At 36.0% G+C, this 18578-nt stretch carries 16 protein-coding genes; 4 read left to right on the top strand and 12 right to left on the bottom strand.

The window, feature by feature from the left end; translation table 11 throughout:
• Together AZF08_RS26230 and AZF08_RS26225 are read right to left on the bottom strand one after the other, a co-directional pair.
• Entirely contained in the window at positions 1-672 is a 672-nt protein-coding gene (locus AZF08_RS26230; protein ID WP_033675359.1) for a response regulator transcription factor, read from the bottom strand.
• The gene (locus tag AZF08_RS26225; RefSeq protein ID WP_033675358.1) at positions 669-1640 is read right to left on the bottom strand and encodes a YncE family protein; all 972 of its coding nucleotides are present in this window, start codon (positions 1638-1640) and stop codon (positions 669-671) included. Before AZF08_RS26225 ends, AZF08_RS26230 begins: the two co-directional genes overlap by 4 nt.
• A 135-nt stretch (positions 1641-1775) precedes the next feature.
• Here AZF08_RS26225 and AZF08_RS26220 point away from each other — a divergent pair, with 135 nt between their 5' ends.
• The 4 genes from AZF08_RS26220 (at position 1776) to AZF08_RS26205 (ending at position 7054) form a co-directional block, all read left to right on the top strand.
• Entirely contained in the window at positions 1776-2891 is a 1116-nt protein-coding gene (locus tag AZF08_RS26220; protein ID WP_033675357.1) for a CdaR family transcriptional regulator, read from the top strand.
• Between the two features lie 142 nt (positions 2892-3033).
• Complete coding sequence (gene glcD / locus AZF08_RS26215; RefSeq protein WP_033675356.1) at positions 3034-4446, top strand: glycolate oxidase subunit GlcD; 1413 nt, start codon at positions 3034-3036, stop codon at positions 4444-4446.
• The gene (locus tag AZF08_RS26210) at positions 4443-5771 is read left to right on the top strand and encodes a (Fe-S)-binding protein (protein ID WP_033675355.1); all 1329 of its coding nucleotides are present in this window, start codon (positions 4443-4445) and stop codon (positions 5769-5771) included. The genes glcD and AZF08_RS26210 overlap by 4 nt, the downstream gene beginning before the upstream one ends.
• Before the next feature lie 458 nt (positions 5772-6229).
• Positions 6230-7054: a CAP domain-containing protein gene (locus tag AZF08_RS26205; protein ID WP_033675354.1), complete on the top strand. Its 825-nt coding sequence runs from the start codon at positions 6230-6232 to the stop codon at positions 7052-7054.
• Positions 7055-7115: 61 nt separating this feature from the next.
• Here the strand turns inward: AZF08_RS26205 and AZF08_RS26200 are convergent, their stop codons facing one another.
• The 10 genes from AZF08_RS26200 to AZF08_RS26155 all read right to left on the bottom strand — a co-directional run bounded on the left by AZF08_RS26200 (position 7116) and on the right by AZF08_RS26155 (position 18144).
• Complete coding sequence (locus AZF08_RS26200) at positions 7116-7718, bottom strand: DUF1648 domain-containing protein (protein WP_033675353.1); 603 nt, start codon at positions 7716-7718, stop codon at positions 7116-7118.
• A 90-nt stretch (positions 7719-7808) separates the two neighbouring features.
• Entirely contained in the window at positions 7809-8732 is a 924-nt protein-coding gene (locus AZF08_RS26195; RefSeq protein ID WP_033675351.1) for an RluA family pseudouridine synthase, read from the bottom strand.
• A 99-nt stretch (positions 8733-8831) separates the two neighbouring features.
• Positions 8832-9248 carry a hypothetical protein gene (locus AZF08_RS26190; RefSeq protein ID WP_033675349.1) on the bottom strand — a complete coding sequence of 139 codons (417 nt, stop codon included), beginning with the start codon at positions 9246-9248 and terminating at the stop codon, positions 8832-8834.
• A gap of 352 nt (positions 9249-9600) precedes the next feature.
• Positions 9601-11796 carry an MMPL family transporter gene (locus AZF08_RS26185; protein WP_033675348.1) on the bottom strand — a complete coding sequence of 732 codons (2196 nt, stop codon included), beginning with the start codon at positions 11794-11796 and terminating at the stop codon, positions 9601-9603.
• A 121-nt stretch (positions 11797-11917) separates the two neighbouring features.
• Positions 11918-12565 carry a phosphatase PAP2 family protein gene (locus AZF08_RS26180; protein ID WP_033675347.1) on the bottom strand — a complete coding sequence of 216 codons (648 nt, stop codon included), beginning with the start codon at positions 12563-12565 and terminating at the stop codon, positions 11918-11920.
• Positions 12566-12823: 258 nt separating this feature from the next.
• A complete protein-coding gene (locus tag AZF08_RS26175; RefSeq protein WP_033675346.1) occupies positions 12824-13873 on the bottom strand; it encodes a polyamine ABC transporter substrate-binding protein in 1050 nt (349 codons plus the stop codon).
• A 39-nt stretch (positions 13874-13912) separates the two neighbouring features.
• Entirely contained in the window at positions 13913-14713 is an 801-nt protein-coding gene (potC, locus tag AZF08_RS26170) for a spermidine/putrescine ABC transporter permease PotC (protein ID WP_033675345.1), read from the bottom strand.
• Positions 14714-14719: 6 nt separating this feature from the next.
• Positions 14720-15565 carry an ABC transporter permease gene (locus AZF08_RS26165; protein ID WP_033675344.1) on the bottom strand — a complete coding sequence of 282 codons (846 nt, stop codon included), beginning with the start codon at positions 15563-15565 and terminating at the stop codon, positions 14720-14722.
• The gene (gene potA, locus AZF08_RS26160) at positions 15562-16545 is read right to left on the bottom strand and encodes a spermidine/putrescine ABC transporter ATP-binding protein PotA (protein WP_033675343.1); all 984 of its coding nucleotides are present in this window, start codon (positions 16543-16545) and stop codon (positions 15562-15564) included. Before potA ends, AZF08_RS26165 begins: the two co-directional genes overlap by 4 nt.
• A 231-nt stretch (positions 16546-16776) precedes the next feature.
• Positions 16777-18144 carry an aldehyde dehydrogenase gene (locus AZF08_RS26155; RefSeq protein ID WP_033675341.1) on the bottom strand — a complete coding sequence of 456 codons (1368 nt, stop codon included), beginning with the start codon at positions 18142-18144 and terminating at the stop codon, positions 16777-16779.
• Between the last annotated feature and the right edge of the window lie 434 nt (positions 18145-18578).

Genomic DNA, 18578 nt, shown 5'->3' with positions numbered 1-18578 from the left:
TTACACCTCAAATTTATAGCCTACACCCCAAACAGTTTGAATGTAGTTCCCACTTTCCCCAAGTTTTATACGCATCGTTTTCACATGTGTATCTACCGTTCTTGTACTTCCTGCATAATCGTATCCCCATACTTTCTCAAGTAATTGCTCCCGACTAAACACTTGTCCATTATGCCCGCAAAGAAAATGAAGTAAATCGAACTCTTTTACAGTAAGTGAAATAGGCTCACCGTCCGTCTCAACCCGCCTACTTTTTTCATTAATTACGATTGGACCAAATTGAATTTCTTCTTGCTGTTCACGTTTCGTGTATCGCCTTAATACTGCTTCCATACGAGCGATGAGCTCTCCAGGACTAAATGGCTTCACAATATAATCATCCGCTCCAATTCGCAAGCCATTCACACGATTCCATTCTTCTCCTTTTGCTGTTAAAAAAATAATCGGAACATCTGATGTTTTTCGGATTTCTTTACAAACCGACATTCCATCCATCTCCGGCATCATAATATCTAAAATAACAAAATCATAATGAGTTGTTTCTAGCATATAAAGAGCGTCTTTTCCATTTTCCGCTTCTCCCCACTCATATCCAAAGTTATCTAAATACATGCCGACAAGCTGTCTCATATCACTTTCATCATCTACAAGTAACACTTTATGTTTGCTCATTTTCCTCTCCCTTCTCGCTGCACAAGTTGAAATGGCCCCTTTCCAACTGTAATCGTTTGTTTTACTTTCATTTCCTGTATATCAATTACATATACTTCATCACTATCATAACTAGCAATATACCCTTCTTTTCCATTTTTCAAAAAAGCAAATGGATTAGATCCTACTTCAATCTCTCCTACTTCTTGATAAGTACGTACATCAAATTTTCTGAGCATATTTGATCCATGGCTTAAGGCATACATAAACTCTTCATCTCCTGCAATACTAACTGGCATAAATGGGGCGTGTAAAGAACGAATCATCTCCCCATTCTCTAACGAATAGACTAATACTTTCTCATTCACTTGCGTTCCATCCCCATGTCCACCAATCCATATTTCCTTCCCATCAGCACTTACCATTGCTCCTGTTGAAGCTGGTGGCACCATAAATGAATGTACGATTTTCTTTTTCTCTAAATCAATCGTAGATAACTGTGTATCGTAAAAATTCAATACATGTAATTGCTGATTATGTTGTACCATTGTGAGCGGGCCTTTTCCTACTGATACACTGCCTACCTCTTCACCGTTTGTTGTAAGGAAGCGAATCTTTTGCTCATTCTGATCTGCAACAAACAATTGTTTTTTATCATTTGATACGACAATATTTGCAATTCCTTTCCCTGTTTTCCATTTTTTTATTTGTTTTCCTTCTGAGAGAGAGTAAATATATACATATTCAAGCTGCTTACCATATACGAGCATATCCTCTCCACCTGGAAGCATCGTAATCCCTGTGATTGGTTCTTTTAAATTCCATGTTGCCAATGTCTTTTTCAACTCTCTATCAATAAAGCTAATACTCCCTTCCTTGATATTTGTTGTTATAATTACACTTTTATTTTTGGCAATCGATGTATATGACTCTCTCTGACACCCTGCTAACAGAAAGACACAACAAAGCAGAAACAAACATTTTCTCAAAAGTTTCCCTCCATCTTCGAATGATTTCGTTATAATTGTAAAATAGCAAATATTTGTGAGGAAAGTGTGAAATCTTCTCTCTTATCAAAACTACATATATAATGTACAACAAATAGAAATAGAGGTGTGCAAATTATGCTTTTCCCTGATTTAGCAAATAAAATTGTCCGTGAAGTTCGAAGACTAATTACCGAGAACATTATTATTATAGATATACAAGGTACCATTATTGCAAGTACAGATGCAGTCCGAATCGGCCAATTTCATGAAGGAGCCCTTCGCTGTGCAAAGCAAAAGAAAACTGTCATTATATCGAAAGAAAATGAACAGCATTTACAAGGAGTAAAAGCCGGCATGAATCTTCCACTCCTTTTTCATGATGAAGTAATCGGGGTCATCGGTATAACAGGAGAGCCCGAAAACATTTCACAGTACGGGGAAATATTACGAAAAATGACCGAATTATTAATCCATGAAAATTATTTTTTAGAACAACTGGAACTTGAACAGCGTTCATATGAAGCATTTGTTTTTGATTGGCTACAAAGTAACGATTGGTCTCCTGGTTTTCTGGACCGTGCAAAAACACTCGGCATCGATTTATATAAGAAAAAACAGCTCATTTTATTTTCATTCGATCAGGACGATACGATGCTACAGCGTAAAATTTGGCAACATATTCGTAATTTGTTGGCTAAAGATGAACTATTTGTCCGCTGGGGAAATGACCGTTTCATTTTATTTACAACAACAGAAACAAAGCAACGAACTTTCCAATTTTTAAAACGAGTAAAGCAAGATTGTGAGGCTCTATTTCCTATTACACTATACATTGGTATTGGAAAAACCGTCATGCCAAACGAGATGCATGTATCATATGAACAAGCGTTACGCGCTCTTTCTGTAGCCTTTGAAACGAAAGGTATTATATTTAATGAAGATTTACGTTTAGAAATGTGTTTACAAGATATTACCGCTGGAACTCGCGAAGAATTTCTCCAGCGTACCATTTATAGCTTATTATCCGTAACAGAGCTCATGCAAACACTGCGCTTGTTTATAGATCATAATCAATCCTATAAACAAACCGCTGAAATGTTACATATTCATATTAATACATTGCATTATAGACTTAAAAAAATTGAAGAATACACAGGGCTTGATCCAAAGCACTTTAAAGATTTGATTATTTTATACTTCGCTCTTCTTTTATTAGATAATCATACAAAAAAAGATGTTAAAACAAATTAATCTTCAGCTAATCACACATAGAAAGACCTCCCTTACTTTTTTATGATTATAATGAAAACACTGTTACAACGTTTCTATTGCTATTTTCTATCATCCATACACGTATAAAAGAAACAAGTTAACAGTTTGAGGGGGATTTCTAATGTTAGAACAGCGTATTATTAATTCATTCGTATCGATTGTTGGTCAAGATAATGTAGATACGTCCAACATGGGACGTTTAACGTATAGTTACGATGCAACTCCAAACTTCCAAGCGATGCCCGATGCAGTTGTCGCACCACGTAATACAAACGAAGTAGCTGAAGTATTAAAAGTATGTAATGCTCACAAAGTTCCTGTGTACGTTCGTGGTTCTGGAACAAACCTTTGCGCGGGAACATGTCCACTTGAAGGCGGAGTTGTTCTTATCTTCCGCCATATGAATCGTATTTTAGAAATAGATGAAGAAAATTTAACAATTACTGTGCAAGCTGGTGTAATTACACTTGATATTATTAAAGCAGTAGAAGAAAAAGGGCTATTTTATCCACCAGACCCAAGCTCAATGAAAATTTCTACAATCGGTGGTAATATCAATGAAAATTCCGGTGGCTTACGTGGTTTAAAATACGGTGTAACTCGTGACTATGTTATGGGGCTTGAGATTGTCTTACCAAATGGCGATATCATTCGCACTGGTGGTAAATTAGCCAAAGATGTAGCTGGTTATGATTTAACTCGTTTATTTATTGGATCTGAAGGGACACTTGGGGTCGTTACAGAAGCGATTTTAAAACTGGTTCCAATGCCTGAGACAAAGAAAACAATGCTCGCATTATATCAAGACATCAATGAAGCCGCTCGCGCTGTATCAGCAATTATTGCAAATAAAATTATTCCAGCGACTCTTGAGTTTTTAGATCAACCAACAATTGAAGTGGTAGAAGCATTTGCACAAATCGGTTTACCTACTGACGTTAAGGCGATTCTCCTCATCGAACAAGATGGTCCTCCGGAAGTTGTGAATCGTGATATTGAAAAAATGGCTACTGTTTGTCGTTCTATGCATGCCGTTGATGTTCGCGTCGCAAAAGATGAAGCTGAAGCAGATGCACTTCGTACAGCCCGTCGTAGCGCCCTCTCTGCATTAGCACGACTTAAACCTACAACAATTCTAGAGGATGCAACCGTCCCTCGTTCTCAAATTGCTCCGATGGTTGAGGCAATTAATGCGATTGCAAAGAAATATGATATTCCTATTTGTACATTCGGGCATGCTGGTGACGGAAACTTACACCCAACATGTATGACAGATGCTCGTAATGCAGATGAAATGCATCGTGCTGAGCAAGCCTTTGCAGATATCTTTAAAAAGGCCATTGAACTCGGCGGTACAATTACAGGCGAACATGGTGTGGGTGCCATGAAGGCCCCTTATTTAGAACTAAAATTAGGTAAGGAAGGCATCGCTGCTATGCAAGGCATTAAGCATGCTTTCGATCCACATAACATTATGAATCCTGGAAAAATGTTTGCTAAAGACTCTCGTAAAAGAGTGGTGGTAAAGCGATGACAACATTAAATAAAGAACGGATTCAAAAGGAATTTAAAGAACGTCTTGATGAAGATGAATTACTAAACTGCATGCGATGTGGCTTTTGCTTACCAACTTGTCCTACTTATATTCAATCTGGGTATAAAGAATCTCACTCCCCACGTGGTCGTATCGCACTAATGAAAGGAGTCGTCGATGGCCTAATTGAACCGGATGAAGATGTTGAAAATACATTAAATGTTTGCCTTGGTTGCCGCGCTTGTGAACCCGTTTGTCCATCTGGAGTAAACTATGGACATTTATTAGAAGAAGCACGAGATATTATAAATCAAAACAAAAAATTCTCTATGCCAGTTAAAGTTGTTCGTAAAATTGTATTTGAAGGCTTATTTCCTCATCAAAATCGTATGCGAACATTAACAGGACTTATCGGCTTCTATCAACGCTCTGGTTTACAAATGTTAACACACAAAACAGGCATTATGAAGTTGTTTCCAGAAACCATTGCAACAATGGATCTTGTCTTACCAAAAGTACCTAAGATGAAAGAAATGAAAAAGCGCCCAGAATTTTTATCAGCTGAAACAACAAAGAAAAAACAAGTTGCTTTCTTTACCGGTTGTTTGATGGATACAATGTTTTTAGAGACAAACAACGCTACCATGAAGCTCCTTCAACTTGCCGGCTGTGACATTGTCATTCCGAAAGAGCAAAGTTGCTGCGGGGCACTGCATGGTCACGCTGGTGAAAAGAGCGGTGCAAAAGAACTGGCAAAACGAAATATCCAAGCCTTTGAGAATTTAAAAATTGATTATATTATTACAAACGCCGGGGGATGCGGGGCCTATCTTGTAGATTATAGCTATTTATTAAAAGATGATCCAAAATGGGTCGAACGTGCAAAGCAATTTGTCGCAAAAATAAAAGATATTACCGCTATTTTAGTGGAATTAAATTTCCATAAACGAACTGATTTACGCCTTCCTCCACAAATTATTACGTATCAAGACTCTTGCCATTTACGTAATGTGATGCGGACCTCCTCTCAACCACGTATGTTACTACAAGCAATTCAAGGTGTAACATATCGTGAGATGAAAGAAGCAGATCGTTGCTGCGGTTCTGCAGGTATTTATAATATCGTTCACTCAGAATTATCTATGGGGTTTTTAGATTACAAAATGGAACGTATTCATGAAACAGATGCAACAACCATTGTTACTGCAAATCCAGGTTGCTTACTCCAAATGAAACTTGGTATTGAGCGCGAACATCTCTCTCATAAAATGAGAGGAATCCATATTGTAGATTTATTATTAGAAGCAATTGAATTCAAATCGTAATATATGTAACAATGTGAAAACGGCTATCTCTTTCTTCTATGTAAAGAGATAGCCGCTTTTTTATCCGCTACAAGATTAAAAATATGTTACTTTCTAATAAAAAAGAACAACAAAAAGATTACAGTTCTGTTAAAAAACATCCATTATATTCCTGAGTAAAATATAGAAACCCTTGATTTAATAGGTTTCTCAGTCTCCTTAAAAGGTAATATAATCCAAAAACACCCCTCTATGCGCAAGGCAGAAAATGCTGAAAATTCCTTTTGTAATCTAGTTTTCTCCCATTTTACCTCTTATTTTAATCTAGGATAAAATAGGAAATTTTAAAGTCTATGAATTTTTTTCCATCTTTTTTTCAGTAGTTTGTATGCTACGATGAATTTGTCAGTCAGACAGGCTGTCAAAAAATTAATCTGTGTAACAACAGTTCAAAACTTTTATATAGGGGGAAACACATCATGAAAAAACGTGTTTTATTATCTGTCGCAGCAGCAACTGCACTTACACTAGGAGTATCATCTCTAGATGCGCAAGCAGCAACAGTACAACCATCTGCAATTAAGGTTCAAAATATTCAACAAGCAAAAGTTGTTATGAAACATATGAACCAACAAGAATTGCAAGCATACTTACAATCTATGGGAATTGATTCTCTATCACAATGGAATCAAGGACAATTCCAACAAGATTGCTTCGTTCCTGGTCAGCAACCAAACGTACCAGCTGAAAATGTAGTTACACCAGAGACTGCAAAACCAGAAACTACTAAACCTGTAGAACAAAAACCAGCTGAAAACAAAGAAACTGTGAAGCCAGAAGCACAAAAACCGGCTGAAAACAATAATAATAACAATGAAACACAAAAACCAGCTGAAAATAAGCCTGCTGAAGAAACAAAAGGTTCTTTAAGTGAATTTGAACAACGCGTTGTTGAATTAACAAACGCTGAGCGTACAAAACAAGGTTTATCAGCATTACAAGTTGATAACGAATTAAGTAAGGTTGCACGCACTAAATCTGAAGATATGCAAAAAAATAACTACTTCGATCATAATAGCCCAACATACGGATCTCCATTCGATATGATGAAAAAGTTTGGTATTTCTTATAAATCTGCAGGTGAAAACATTGCACAAGGTCAACGTACACCAGAAGAGGTTGTACAAGCTTGGATGAACAGCGAAGGTCACCGTGCAAACATTTTAAATAGCGGTTTCACTCACATCGGTGTTGGTTATGTAGAAAGCGGAAACTACTGGACACAACAATTTATTACAAAATAAAGTGAAACTTTAATCAATATTGGGATAAATAAAAAGGAGTCTTCTTAACGGAAGACTCCTTTTATGTTTCATAGTTTTCTAATATATATGAATACAAAATATAAGACATAAAAGCGATAGATCCACAGCTAATTACACTAATTAATAGATAGAAGCCCCACTCTAACTTCAAAAACAATGAAATCAATACAATGCACGCCATACTTTGAAAAATTCGTTGACTACATAAGCGTATTTTCTGTAATGTAACTGGCTCCTCTGCCTTTTTTCCTTTTTTAAATCCTTTACTAATCATAAAAAGAAATGCACTAATCCCTATCGTAAGGCCCATTTGAAATGGTATACCTATTCCCATATTAATAGAAAGAATAAGCGCATGAATATACAGTAAAAATAGAAATACATTTTTTTCAAATCCCATTACAATGGAGTGGGCATCCTTACTAAATTTATATACATATTGTGAGACCATATAAATCAATCCATGTAGAAAAATAATAAGACAAGGAATAAATAATACAACTACTTGTTTCCCTGCAAATTCATTCGCTTCATTACTTTGATTCCAGTGCACTGCTAAATAATAAGGTAAGTATGGGTATAAAAATAGCGTAAATAGAAGGCAAGCAAAAAATATTCCCATAATATATTTATATCTTACCAAGTGATTTTCACCTCTCTTTTCTATTTACGGCTTCGATTTTTATAAAAAATTTCCTTCAAAAAATATTTTTCTCAACTTAAAAGCTTAATTCTACTTATTCGATTTAAGAAAGGACTTCATGATGTCGTTTAAATAAGTAGGAGTTGGAATCTCTACTATTATCTCTTCTTTGGTAATTGGATGTACAAAAGCTATTTGCATAGCATGTAAGGCTTGACAAGACATGTATACCGTTTGGCCACCATATAGCATATCACCAACTAAAGGATGTCCAGTATGACTCATATGAACGCGGATTTGATGTGTTCTTCCTGTCTCTAACTGTAGTGTTATAAGCGTTACATCTTGCTTTTTAAAATACTTTTCCACCTTATAATGTGTCACAGCATGATCCCCTTTTAAAGAAACCCTGCGTCTTGTTGCATGATGCCTGTCCCTTCCAATTGATGCATCAATCGTTCCTTGCTTCTTCTTTATGTTTCCTTCAGCTAATGCCATATATGTTCTTTTAATTTTCCGCTCCATTAACAATCGATCCATAATAGCACCAGCTAACTTATGTTTCGCAAATACGACACCGCCCGTTGTATCTTTATCTAATCGATGAATATGGCGTACTTTTGTCTCTAAACCTTGCATTTGGAAGTGAAAAGCCACAAGATTTGCAAGTGTTCCTATGCCATTTTTATCAGAAGGATGTGTATCCATTTGTGCAGGCTTATTTACGATTAATACGTGATCATCTTCAAATATCACTTCTAAATCACCAAATTCAGGCTGAACACCATACTCTTCTTGAATAAACATATGAACTTGCAGCTTATCCCCCTCTTGTAAAGGCTCACTCCATCTCTTTTGTTCTCCATTCACGACAATACCTTTATCCATACGAAGCTGATGTAATAATTTTTTTGGAATGCCCCATTCTTCTTTTAGCAAAGAATCAATGCTAGTGCCACTCCATTTAAGAGGGATCGTAATTTCACACCATTCTCCCTTTTTATTCGTTTCCATACCTTATCACCTTATTTCTATTGATTCTCCTATTGTAACGGAAAACCCCCTATGATGCACCGTCCAAAACAAAAGACAGCCTATATACTAGACTTTCAGCTAAGCACGTAACCTCTTCATCTCTTGCAACATCTCTTCTGCTTTTTGCTCATAAGACAAATCTTTAAAAAAATCTGCTAGTCGCTTATAGTCGTTATACGCATCTAATAGCTCATCCATCGTTTCTATCTTAGAAGCTTTTGACTTTGGTTTCATTTTAACTGGGTACCGGTAACCAGACATCTCATGAATTTTATAATATTCTTCATCTACTTGGATCACTTTCACAAGTTCTTCTTCTTCTGCATCCATTGTATACCCATCAAATTCCCTAAGTAATTCATAAATGATATGAGTCCATTCATCTTTTGGATAAAACCCTTTTTCTAGCCTATAGCCGACAATGCGATACATGTGCCCATCATTTTCTGCAAACTGTACAGTATCATTTAACTTAAATTTGAAATAACGAAACATTGCCTTCACCTGCTTTTAATATGTATTGTTCTTATCACATACTATTTGCAAAAAGAGGGCAATGCTATTCATAACAAAACACTCCTCTACAAGAGGAACTGCTAAAAAACTTTTCCTTTTGGGTGGGAGAGAGGATCCGATCATACGTAGCAGCGGTTAGTGCCTTTTTTCGCCCCATGCCGCGTAAAAACAAAGGGAGGAAATGAGATGAGATCCGCTTTTATGTTCAAAGCCGAGATTGATATGCCAGTAAATCAAAATGAATGTATATGGAAAGAATGGTGAATCAAAAAAAAGGCCACTGAAAAACTTCCGTTTGTCAGTAGCCTCTCTACAAGGTGAGCGCTTTTTTTCAATCTGATGATTTTACTTCTTTCTTTCGAAATGGTAGCCACCAATTCCATTCCCCAAACATCTTCATTAAACTTGGTACAAGTACAAGCCTAATAACCGTTGCATCAAGAAAAATAGCGAGTGCAACTCCAATCCCCATCTGCTTTACTGGTAAAATATCAGTAAATGCAAATGCACCCGTTACAACAATCATAATTAGAGCTGCTGATGTAATAATACGACTCGTCGATACAAGCCCCTCTAATGTTGCCTTATCATTGTCTCTCGTCTCTTCATACAGCTCATGAATACGAGAGATAAGGAACACTTCATAGTCCATACTTAAGCCAAATACAAGGCCAAAAATAAAGATTGGTAGCACGAATAAGACCGAACTTTCTTCTAAACCAAAATATCCACCTTCAAATAGCCAAATAACAATACCAATCGTTGCACTTAAGCTAAGTATATTCATCACGATAGCCTTAATTGGGATGAGTATAGAGCGAAAAGCAAATAATAAAATAAGGAAAGTAGAGCCAAATATGACGGACATGCCAATCACAACTTTATCTTTTATTTCATCTTCTAGCTCTTGTTGAAAGGTTGTCATGCCACCTAAATAATATGTAATACCATCTTCTTTATATTTTTCTTTAAAATCACGTACCCATTGTTTCGCAGTTTCCGCCTTCGGCTTCGTATCCAAGAAAATTTGAAGGGTTGTTTTATTTCCTTTTGTATATGCTTCAAATACAGGAGTTATTTGCGCTCGCTGAGGTGATTGTAGTAATGTAGCAACCTGTTCAGCGTTCATTTCATTTAGCTCATCGTACAAACTCTTTACTTTGTATACAAGCTTATCTTTTTTCAGCTTTCCAATAACACCTTCTACCTTTTGTAAACTTTCTTTCTCAGTTACCCCCTGCTTTGTCTCTAATACGATTGTCACATCGGCATGTGTTTTCACAGTTTTATTAAATTTCTCTTCATATCTCTCATATGCTATTCTTGTATCACTTTTCTCTGGCAACGCCTCTACACCAGGAAATTGAAGATTAGCAGTTCGAAGAGGTAATAAACAAATAATAATAAACATGGTAACAACGATAATCATCATAATAGGGTGCTTCATTACAAACTGAGCAAATTTCCGCCATATATTTGACGTTCGGGGAGTCGCTTGATTTTTTTTCAACAATCGTTTTCCAATTAATGATAACAATGCTGGAAGAAGTGTAAGTGAAAATAAAATACTCATCACAACCACAATCATCCCACTAATTGCAACAGACTGAATATAGTCTATTTCAAAGAAAAACAAACCCGATAAACCAACAAATACACATAAACCTGAAAATACAATGGCACGGCCCGCTGTTTGATACGTAACAACTATTGCGTCCTTGACTGTTCGGTATGCCACTTCCTCGCGAAAACGATTCACAAATAGCAATGCAAAATCAATCGATAATGCAAGCCCAATCATAGGAGCAACATTTAATACAAAAATAGATAGCTCTTTATCTATACCAATAAAATATAAAATGCCCATTGTACTAATAACACTCAGACATCCGTTTATAATTGGTAAGATGGATGCCAGCAGACTACCAAATGAAAAGAACAATACAAGAAATGCAATTGGTAACCCAATCATTTCTGCTACTTTCAAATCATTTTGAGTTCGCTCATTAATTTCCTGATTAATCATCGGAAATCCTGTTGGTGTTATTGTCAAAATATCATTACTTTCTCTCTGGATTCCTTCAGCGAACTGTAATGTCTTTTCACTTCGTTCTTTAATTGTTTTCCCGGAAAATAAAATGGTCGCATAACCAATATCATCTTGTAACATTTCTTTATTTTCTAGTGGATGATGGAAAGCTTCATACGATTCTTTCGTTTGAATTTTATTTATAATTCCTTCTATCCGATTCTCAAACTCCTCTTTTGTCGTTCCTTTACTCTTTTGAAAAACAAGAAGAAGTGTATCTTGAGACTGTTTAAAATCTTTATCCAAAATTTCTTTTGTCGTTTGATAATCCCCTTTTGTTTGAAAGCCATCTCCACCCAATACTCCTGGGAGTTTTGGCGCAAAAATGCCAAGTACTATGGCCAATACAACTAATACCGCTATCATGGTATAACGCCATCGATAAAGAAAAGCTCCTACTTTCCCCCAATTGTCTACTTTATGTACATTTTTCTTCACACATTTTCACCTACTTTATGCAATTCGTGAATCCACTTATATTTTATCACATCTCTATCTAAGCAATTATATACAAAAAATGTCTGAAAAAACCAATAATCTTGGTCTTTTCAGACATTTTCTATCTTTCTTGATTCGCTCCAAATCTCTCTGAGAATAAACGATGAAAATAAATTGCGATAATTAATAAAATACCACCTAAGCAATAGCCCGCTAAAATATCAGTTGGATAATGAACAGATAAAATAATTCTACTTAATCCAATCCATATAATAAATAGTGCCATAACAAGCGTAATCATGTACTTTCCAGCTTTATTTTTTAAGTTTGCCGCAATGATATAAGCAAGAAATCCATATGTAATAATGGACAGCATCGCATGTCCACTTGGAAAACTATAACCAAGTGCATCAAGTGCTTCATTCAAATTCGGACGATCTCTTTTCACAATTTCTTTTATTCCCTTATTCACAAGATGTGTTGTTAATATGGCAAGCGGATAAATAAACATCGCTACATAATAACGCTTCTTCCAGAAAACAAGTAAGCTCAGAATCAGTATGCTAGTGATACCAATTGCAGAGCCCATTTTTGTAAAATATGAAAAAAACGAGAGTGAACTTTCTGTTTGTAATCCTCTTACAAGTTCTTGTACATATTTATCCATTGTTGTTACACCGCCTGCTTGTACCCTCCAAGCAATGATGCCAAATACAACAAATAATAAACCAACACAAAACAACTCATATTGATGTAATTTTCGCTTCAATCTTTTTCCTCCTACTATGAAAAAATGCGATTTCTCTTCAGAAACCGCATTTTTATTATATATCTAGCTGGATTTTCCAACATATAGGTCACGGCTATGAAAATAGAAAGGAATCTCCACTCATTTTCTCTTTTTGTTTTCATGTGGCGCATGGGGCTAAAAAAGGCACTGACCGCTTCCGCTTCTACGCTCGGCCAGATGCTCTTTCCCACCTAAAGATTAGGTTTTATGTCGGTTTTTCAATCTGTATTTATATACTTATTTTCCTTTTGTTTTTAACTCTGTCCAGTAACGGTCATACTCTTTTAATTTATCGTCTACATCAACAAGCCATTCTGTACGGTTTAATTCTTCTGGCGATAAGAAGATCATGTGGTTATCACGATATTCTTTACTATGAAGAGCGCGAGCTTTTTCATTTGGATTACTATATCCAATCGATTCATAATTTTTCACACTTACTTTTTCATCTAATAAATAGTTCATAAACTTCTCTGCAAGCTCTTTATGCTTCGCACCTTTTGGAATTGCCAATGTATCAGCCCAAATTGTACCGCCTTCTTTTGGAACAACATATCCTACATCTTTATTATCTTTTGCGATGAATGCTGCATCTCCAGACCAAACCGTTCCGATCCAAGCATCCTCTGTAATAAACTTTTGTTTAATATTATCTGTGTCAAATGCAAGTAAGTTCGGAAGTAACTTTTGTAAGTCAGTAGCTGCCGTCTTTAACTGTGCATCATCTTTTGTGCTATTTGAGAATCCATTCTTCTTCAAACCTACGCCTAACACTTCACGAGAATCATTCAATAAAGTAACATGTCCTTTATATTTCTCATTCCATAAGTCATTCCAGCTTGTAGGTGCTTCTTTCACATACTTTTTGTTGTAAGCAATTCCCGTTACACCCCAAGTGTATACAAGAGAATATTTATTTTCCGGGTCAAATGGAGGTGTTTTAAAGTTAGAAACAAGGTTCTCTACGTTCGGAATATTTTTCTTGTCTAACGGCTCCAGCAAGTCCATTTTTGTCATCGTTTTAACCATGTAATCAGACGGTTGGATTAAATCATACTTTGCACCGCCAGCCTGTAATTTCGCAAGCATTTCTTCGTTACTTGCATATTTATCATAGTTAATTTTCACGTTATATTTCTTTTCAAAATCCTTTAATACGTCCTCATCAAAATTATCAGCCCAGCTGTATATGTTTAGTTCTTCTTTCTTGTCACCACAACCAGCCAATACACCTGCAACAAGACTGAAGGTAATTGCTACGCCAGCTATTCTCTTCATCAATTTCATCAATCCATGACCTCCTCATTCTTTGTAATTCATTCTCTCTTATAAAGGAAGATGTCCTCCAGAGTTTTCTTCACCATCTGCACCTTTATTACGGAATATCTCCGATGCAATCATTAATCCAACAATAACAACGATTAATATTGTAGAAAGAGCATTAATTTCAGGTGTTACTCCGCGCTTAACCATACTATAAATGTATAATGGCAACGTTGTTGATCCTGGACCAGATACGAAGAAACTAATCACAAAGTCATCAATTGATAATGTGAATGTTAGTAATGCTGCTGAAATAACTCCAGGTGCAATAGCAGGAAGTGTTACATAACGAAATGTCTGCCATGGCGTTGCCCCTAAATCATTCGCCGCTTCTTCTAAATCATGTCCCATACCAGAAAGGCGTGCTGCTAAAATTACAACAACAAATGAAATACTAAATGTAATATGCGCAATAATAATGGTAACTTGTCCAAGTTCCATTCCAAGTTGACTAAATAAAATAAGTAATGATAATCCCATTAAAATATCAGGAATTAAAATCGGTAAATATACAAGGCCATTAATTGCCCCTTCAAAACGATATTTATAGCGATGTAATGCAACAGCGAAAATCACACCAAGAACCGTTGTCACAACCGTCGTCACAATCGCTATTGTAATACTATTTATAAACGCATCAATTACGTCTTGCTTTTGAAATAGATCTGTATACCAATGGAACGTGAATCCTTCCCATTCTGCGTTAATACGAGAATCATTAAAAGAATATACCATTAGAACCATCATTGGAAAATACAAGAACAATAAAATTAACCAAGAATAAGAAACTAAAAACTTCTTCATCTTTGTCTATTCCCCTCCGTTTCCGTATTTATATACTTTCGTCGCACGATAATATAAGTAAATTAACAGAACAGAGAACAGAACAACAATAATTGATAACGCTGATCCAAATGGCCAATCACGCGCACCTAAGAATTGGTTTTGAATAACGTTTCCGATTAATGCTACTTTTGATCCACCCATGACATCTGATACAACGAACATTCCAATAGATGAAACAAATACTAGAATCGAACCAGTGGCAACCCCTGACATTGTCATTGGCAGTGTTACATTCCAAAATGCTTTCATCGGTGTTGCACCTAAGTCATATGCTGCTTCTAATTTACGTTTATCAAGCTGCTCAATTGCTGCATACACTGGTAAAATCATAAATGGTAATAAAGAATATACCATCCCTAATACAACAGATGGTGTATTATATAGTAAATTTAACGGTTCATTAATAATACCTAATTTTAGTAATGCTGTATTTACGAGCCCTTGTGAACGCAAAATAACAATCCATGCATAAGAACGCACGAGAAAGTTAATCCAAAACGGAATCGTTGCCAATAACAACAGAATAGAACGATATTTACGATCTACAATTGTAATTGTATATGCAAATGGATACCCAATGAGTAAGCAAATTACTGTTGTGATACATGCAATTTTCACTGTTTCCCATAATGTATTCATATACAATGAATCGAACACACGAGATATATTATCTAGCGTAAATTGCATCTCCACTGTCCCGTATGCTCCGCGTTGTAAGAACGCAAATGCTAACACGAATAGAAGCGGAAATAAAAAGAAGATTAAGAGCCACGTAACTGTAGGTAATGCAAGTAGTTTCCCTTTTTTCAATTTAAGGTCACCTCATCCTCTTGCTCCCAGCCTACATATACATTATCTCCGATACTCCACTGCGCTGCTTCTTCAGCAGTTTGGTATGCCATTAATAATTCAGATGTTTTTTCATCACGTACATACAGCTTTTCCATATTTCCAACAAACTCAATATCTTCAATATGCCCAAGGTGGTATTCTTTTAGAATTGGTTGCTCAACCGAACTTATTTTTACATTTTCAGGGCGAACTGCTACGTAGTTTTCCCCATTTTTTATAATATTATTTTCACCAATAAACGTCGCAACGAACAATGTTTTCGGTTCTTTATAAATTTCCTTTGGCGTCCCAATTTGTTCAATATGTCCCTTGTTCATAACAACAATGCGATCACTCATACTCATTGCTTCTTCTTGATCGTGAGTTACATAAATAAACGTAATTCCTAAATTGCGCTGCAGGTTTTTCAGCTCACGTTGCAAATCTTTTCTTAACTTAAAGTCAAGTGCCCCTAGTGGTTCATCTAGTAAAAGCACACGCGGATTATTAACAATTGCTCTTGCAATTGCAACACGTTGCTGCTGTCCACCAGAAAGCTTTGAAGGCTTGCGATTGCGGAATTCAAGTAACTGCGTTAAACGCATCGCTTCTTCTGCACGCTCTTTTTGTTCTGCTGCTGATACTTTTTGCATCTTCATACCAAAACAAATATTCTTCTCAACCGTCATATGTGGAAATAGTGCGTAATGTTGGAACACTAGGTTCATATGACGCTTATACGGTGGCAAGTCATTCATTCTTTCTTCATCAAGTAAAAGGTTACCTTTTGTTGGAGTTTCAAACCCCGCAATCATACGAAGTAATGTTGTTTTCCCACAACCACTTGGCCCAAGAATCGTTAAAAATTCTCCTTCTTTAATATCTAAAGAAAGAGGTGGAATAATCACTTGATCTCCAAAATGTTTTTCTACCGCTTCAACTTTAATAATCTTTTTCATTTTCCCGTCCTATCTACCTCAAATTTTTAATCTTTATATTCATGAATAAATATTAGTTTTCTATATTTTTTATTTCGATCCAAATAAAAATGATTGTTTAACAGCGCTCTTCCTATTCTTTATGTAGTATGTTTGATTCATTTTCGCATGATACACATGTCGAACAGAAAAACCCCTTCAAGCGAGAAGGGGTTTTTATCATACGGCTACGCCTACTGATAAACACCATCATCATTTTAACAACTTTCGTATAAATTTTAAAGCACTTTTTGTAGAAGAATAACGAATTTTCATATCAAACACTGTAGTTTGGGACAAAATGCTTTTATAGTGTGAAAATGTACGGAAACTTTGTTCCCCATGATAACTCCCTAATCCACTACTTCCAACGCCGCCAAAAGGTAAATACGGCGTAGCAAGATGATACACAACATCATTCATACAACCTCCGCCATATGAAATGTTTTGTGTAACTTTTTTTTGGAGCTCTTTATTCTCCGAAAATACATATAAAGCTAGTGGTTTCGGTTGCTTCTGAATCGTTTCAATGACTTCTTCTATCCCTTCATACTCCATAACTGGTAAAATTGGTCCAAAAATCTCGTCCTCCATAATAGGATCCTGCCATGTAATATTCGTTAAAACGGTTGGCTCAATATGTAAGGTTTCTTCCTTATAATTCCCGCCAATTTCAGTCCTACCATCTTGTAAAAAAGAAAGTAACCTTTCAAAGTGACGCTTGCTAACAACCCGCACATAATTTTCATTTTGTAATGGCTTTTCCCCGTATTGATGCTCAATTTCAGTTCGTAACGCCTTAATAAATTCTCCTTTTACAGAAGAGTGAACATATATATAATCAGGCGCAACACATGTTTGTCCTGCGTTTAAAAATTTCCCCCAAACAATGCGCCTTGCTGCTACATCTAACTTTGTATCTTTATGTACAATGCATGGACTTTTTCCACCAAGCTCTAACGTAAGAGGAATTAATTTTTTAGCTGCTGCTTCCATAACAATTTTCCCCACTCCAACACTACCCGTGAAGAAAATATAATCAAATGGCTCTCGCAATAGCGCTGTACTTTCAGTAACACCACCTTCAACCACTGCAACCAATTCTGCTGGAAATAACTCTCGCAATATGCTTGCAAGAAGGCTCGAAACATTAGGTGTTAATTCAGAAGGTTTTAAAACGACCGTATTTCCAGCTGCCAAAGCTCCTACAAGCGGTGCGATTGCAAGTTGAAATGGATAATTCCACGGTGCCATGATAAGAGTAACACCGTAAGGCTCTGGAATAATTTTTCCTTTCGAGCCAAAGTGTGTAAGCGCAGTTCGAACACGCTTCGGTTTACTCCATGACGAAAGATGCTTTATTAAAAATGAAATTTCCTTTAATACATATCCAATTTCTGTCGTAAATGATTCATGATCTGATTTATTTAAATCTAATTTAAGTGCTTGAAAAATATCAGCCTCAAAACGCCCAATTCCTTCATATAATTTGCGTAAATGTTGCTTTCTTGTCTCTATATCTCTTGTGTGGCCTTTATAAAAATATGATTTTTGCTCGTTCACAATAGAAGTGATATTCATCTACACTATCCCCACCTTCTATGTTTATATTGATTTTTCAACATATAAGTCACTGCTACGAAAAACAAATGGTAACCTGCACTCATTTTCTCCTTTTGTTTTCACTCGGTATGGGGCTAAAAAAGGACCTGACCGCTTCTAGGCATGATCGGATCCTCTCTCCCACCTAAAAGAAAAGGTTTTCTATTCGTTCTTCAACTTATATATAAATCTATTTTAATTTTCAGTATACATGTCACTGCTATGAAAACAAAAGCAGATTTCCACTCATTTTCTCCTTTTATTTTCACTCGGCATGGAGCTAAAAAAGGATCTGACCGCTTCTAGGCATGATCGGATCCCCTCTCCCACCTAAAAGAAAAGGTTTTCTATCAGTTTTCTATTCTTAAAGTTTCATTATATATGAGTTTTCACTTCATTTGAAATTCATTTGC

Origin of the sequence: Bacillus gaemokensis (assembly GCF_001590835.1) — a bacterium.
GTDB lineage: Bacteria > Bacillota > Bacilli > Bacillales > Bacillaceae_G > Bacillus_A > Bacillus_A gaemokensis.
The sequence above is the reverse complement of the archived record's forward strand: the minus strand, read 5'-3'. Positions and strand labels throughout refer to the sequence as shown.

Excerpts from the sequence above, each read along its gene's own strand:
- AZF08_RS26175 (WP_033675346.1), bottom strand. The coding sequence starts at position 13,873 with ATGAAATTGATGAAGAGAATAGCTGGCGTAGCAATTACCTTCAGTCTT.
- AZF08_RS26205 (WP_033675354.1), top strand. The coding sequence starts at position 6,230 with ATGAAAAAACGTGTTTTATTATCTGTCGCAGCAGCAACTGCACTTACA.
- AZF08_RS26210 (WP_033675355.1), top strand. The coding sequence starts at position 4,443 with ATGACAACATTAAATAAAGAACGGATTCAAAAGGAATTTAAAGAACGT.
- potA (WP_033675343.1), bottom strand. The coding sequence starts at position 16,545 with ATGAAAAAGATTATTAAAGTTGAAGCGGTAGAAAAACATTTTGGAGAT.
- AZF08_RS26155 (WP_033675341.1), bottom strand. The coding sequence starts at position 18,144 with ATGAATATCACTTCTATTGTGAACGAGCAAAAATCATATTTTTATAAA.
- AZF08_RS26190 (WP_033675349.1), bottom strand. The coding sequence starts at position 9,248 with ATGTTTCGTTATTTCAAATTTAAGTTAAATGATACTGTACAGTTTGCA.
- glcD (WP_033675356.1), top strand. The coding sequence starts at position 3,034 with ATGTTAGAACAGCGTATTATTAATTCATTCGTATCGATTGTTGGTCAA.
- potC (WP_033675345.1), bottom strand. The coding sequence starts at position 14,713 with ATGAAGAAGTTTTTAGTTTCTTATTCTTGGTTAATTTTATTGTTCTTG.
- AZF08_RS26230 (WP_033675359.1), bottom strand. The coding sequence starts at position 672 with ATGAGCAAACATAAAGTGTTACTTGTAGATGATGAAAGTGATATGAGA.
- AZF08_RS26220 (WP_033675357.1), top strand. The coding sequence starts at position 1,776 with ATGCTTTTCCCTGATTTAGCAAATAAAATTGTCCGTGAAGTTCGAAGA.
- AZF08_RS26195 (WP_033675351.1), bottom strand. The coding sequence starts at position 8,732 with ATGGAAACGAATAAAAAGGGAGAATGGTGTGAAATTACGATCCCTCTT.